Below are 3,685 nucleotides of genomic sequence, written 5' to 3' on the forward strand. Positions count from 1 at the left end.
CCCTTCGGTAGTCCCGGACAGCGCATGTATCGGACCGGGGATCTGGTGTGCTGGCGCGCTGATGGGCAGCTGGACTACCTCGGGCGTGCTGATGAGCAGGTCAAGATCCGCGGGTATCGCATCGAGTTGGGTGAGATTCAGGCGGCGTTGGCTGATGTGGCTGGGGTGGGCCAGGCGGCGGTGATCGCCCGCGAAGACCGCCCCGGCGACAAACGCCTGGTCGGCTACATCACCGGCACCGCCGACCCCGCCCAGACACGCGCCCAGCTGGCCGAGCGGTTACCGGCCTACATGCTGCCCGCCGCGATCGTCGCACTCGATGCGTTGCCGTTGACCGTCAACGGCAAGCTGGATACCCGCGCCCTGCCGGCCCCGGAGTACGCCGACGCCGCCGGCTACCGCGCCCCCACCAACGCGGTCGAAGAAATCCTGGCCGGCATCTACGCCCACGTCCTCGGAGTCGAGCGCGTCGGCATCGACGACTCCTTCTTCGAATTGGGCGGCGACAGCATCTCGGCGATGCGACTAATCGCCGCCATCAACACCAGCCTGGACGTCGACGTCGCGGTGCGCACGGTGTTCGAGGCGCCCACCGTGGCTCAGCTGGCCCTTCGCATCGGTGTCGGCGGCGCTGGCCGGCTGGCCCCGCTCACACCTGTGCCGCGGCCCGCGGTTGTGCCGCTGTCGTTCGCCCAACAGCGGCTGTGGTTCCTGGATCAGTTCCAAGGGCCGTCGCCGATTTACAACATGGCGGTGGCACTACACCTGCGCGGCCACCTTGACGCCGATGCGCTGGGCCAGGCGCTGGCCGATGTGGTAGCCCGCCACGAAAGCCTGCGCACCCGCTTCCCCGCGGTCGACGGCACCCCTCAGCAGCTGGTAGTGCCGCCCGAGCAGGCCGATGTCTGCTGGGACGTGGTCGATGCAACCGGTTGGCCGGCGGCTCGGCTGCAGGAGGCCATCGACACCGCGGTGCGGCACAGTTTCGACCTGGCCGCTGAGATCCCGCTGCGGGACCGGCTTTTCCGCATCGGCGAGGACGAGCATGTGTGGGTGGCGGTGGTGCACCATATCGCCGCGGATGGCTGGTCGATCACCCCGCTGGTGCGCGATCTGGGCCACGCTTATGCCAGCCGCCGTGAAGGCCATGCGCCCGAGTGGGCGCCGCTTCCGGTGCAGTACGCCGATTACACGCTGTGGCAGCGCAATCAGCTCGGCGACTTCGACGACCCCGACAGCCGCATCGGCGCGCAGCTGGCCTACTGGCAGCAGGCTCTGGCCGGTATGCCCGAGCGACTGGATCTACCCACCGATCGGCCCTACCCGCCGGTGGCCGACTATCGCGGCGCCAATGTTGCGCTGGACTGGCCGGTTGAGTTGCAGCAGCAGATCAACCGGTTCGCCCGTGAGCACAACACCACCAGCTTCATGGTGATGCAGGCCGCGCTGGCGGTGCTGCTGGCCAAGCTCAGCGCCAGTGCAGATGTGGCGGTGGGGTTCCCGATCGCCGGCCGGCGGGACCCCGCGCTCGATGAGCTGGTCGGGTTTTTCGTCAACACGTTGGTGCTGCGCGTCGAGCTGACCGGCGATCCCAATGTGGCCGAGCTGCTGGACCAGGTGCGGGCGCGCGCCTTGGCCGCCTACGAACACCAAGACGTGCCCTTCGAGGTGCTGGTCGATCGGCTCAACCCGGTGCGAAGCCTGGCCCATTCCCCGCTGGTGCAGGTGGTGTTGGCCTGGCAGAACTGGCAAAGCGGCGACCCCAGCACCGGGTTGGGGTTGGGCGATGTGCAGGCCAGCCTGCTGCCGGTGGACACCCGCAGCGCCCGCATGGATCTGACGTTTTTCCTCGGTGAGCGCTGGGGCCAGGACGGTGAGCCGGCCGGCATCTCCGGGGTGGTGGAGTATCGCACCGATGTATTCGATGCGGCCAGCATCGAGACACTGATCGAGCGCTTCAAGCGGGTCGTGGCCGCCATTACCGCCGACCCCACCCAACGCTTGTCGTCGATCGATGTGCTCGACGCGGCCGAATACGCCCGCCTCGATCAGGTCGGTAACCGGGCAGTGCTGAGTCAGCCCGCCACCACGCCGCTGTCAATTCCGGAGACATTCGCCGCCAAGGTGGCTCGCACCCCCGATGCGGTGGCGCTGACATGCAGTGGGGCTTCGTGGACCTACCGCGAGCTGGACGATGCGTCGAACCGCCTGGCGCACTTGTTGATTGACCACGGTGCGGGCCCGGGCGCATGTGTAGCACTTCTGTTTTCGCGCTCGGCCGAGGCGATCGTGTCGATGCTGGCGGTACTCAAGACCGGGGCGGCGTACTTACCGATCGATCCGGCACATCCGGATGCCCGCATCGGCTTCATGCTCGCCGATGCCGCGCCGATCGCCGTACTGACTACCGAAGAGCGGGCCGGCCGGCTCGACGGGCACGACCTGGCGGTCATCGACGTCAACGATCCAGCTGGGCACAGCCAGCCCGCCACGCCCTTGGCTACCCCGGCGCCAATCCCAGAAGACATCGCTTACCTGATCTACACCTCGGGCACCACCGGTGTGCCGAAAGGTGTGGCGATTACCCACCACAACGTCATTCAGCTGATTGGGTCATTGGACCGGGGTTTGGCCGGTCCCAGGCAGGTGTGGTCGCAGTGCCACACCTATAGCTTTGACATCTCGGGTTGGGAGATCTTCGGCGCGCTGCTGCACGGTGGACGCCTGGTGGTGGTGCCCGAAGAAGTGACCGGCTCCCCCGATGACTTGCACGCCTTGCTGATCGCCGAACAGGTCAGCGTCTTAAACCAAACCCCGTCGGCGGTGGGTGTGCTCTCACCACAGGGGTTGGAGTCGACGGCGTTGATAGTGGGCGGTGAGGCCTGCCCGGCCGAGCTGGTGGACCGGTGGGCGCCGGGGCGGATGATGATCAACGCCTACGGGCCCACCGAGGCCACGATGTGGGTGACGTTGAGCGCGCCGTTGACGCCGGGTGGGGGGGCGCCGATTGGTTCGCCGGTGCCGAGGGCGGCGTTGTTTGTGCTGGATGGCTGGTTGCGCCCGGTCCCGGTGGGGGTGGTCGGCGAGTTGTATGCGGCCGGCGACGCGGTCGGGGTGGGGTATTGGCGCCGTGGCCCGTTGACCGCTTCGCGGTTTGTGGCTTGCCCGTTTGGTGGGGCCGGAACACGGATGTATCGGACCGGGGATTTGGTGCGTTGGCGCGCCGATGGGCAGCTGGACTACCTGGGCCGCGCCGATGAGCAGGTCAAGGTCCGCGGCTACCGCATCGAACTGGGCGAGATCCAGGCCGCATTAGGTGGGCTGGACGGTGTGCAGCAGGCGGCGGTGATCGCTCGCGAGGACCGCCCGGGCGACAAACGCCTGGTCGGCTATGTCACCGGGTCCGCCGACCCGGCCCAGATTCGCGAGACGCTGGCGCAGCGGCTGCCTCCGTATATGGTGCCCGTCGCGATCGTGGTGTTGGACGCGCTGCCGTTGACGGTCAACGGCAAACTCGACAAACGCGCCCTGCCCGCCCCCGAATACGCCGACGCCGCCGGCTACCGCGCCCCGACCAACGCGGTCGAAGAACTATTGGCCGGCATCTACGCCCAGGTCCTTGGCACCGAGCGGGTCGGCGTCGACGACTCGTTTTTCGACCTGGGCGGCGATTCGCTCTCGGCGA

1 protein-coding gene is annotated in these 3,685 nt (G+C 67.8%); it reads left to right on the top strand.

Annotation, left to right across the window (positions count from 1 at the left end; translation table 11 throughout):
• Positions 1-3,685, top strand: a 3,685-nt coding sequence (locus VFA16_RS21450; protein ID WP_324969767.1) for an amino acid adenylation domain-containing protein, incomplete at both ends; no start/stop codon positions are given.

It is taken from the genome of Mycobacterium sp. (assembly GCF_035653355.1).
In the GTDB taxonomy this organism is placed as follows: domain Bacteria; phylum Actinomycetota; class Actinomycetes; order Mycobacteriales; family Mycobacteriaceae; genus Mycobacterium.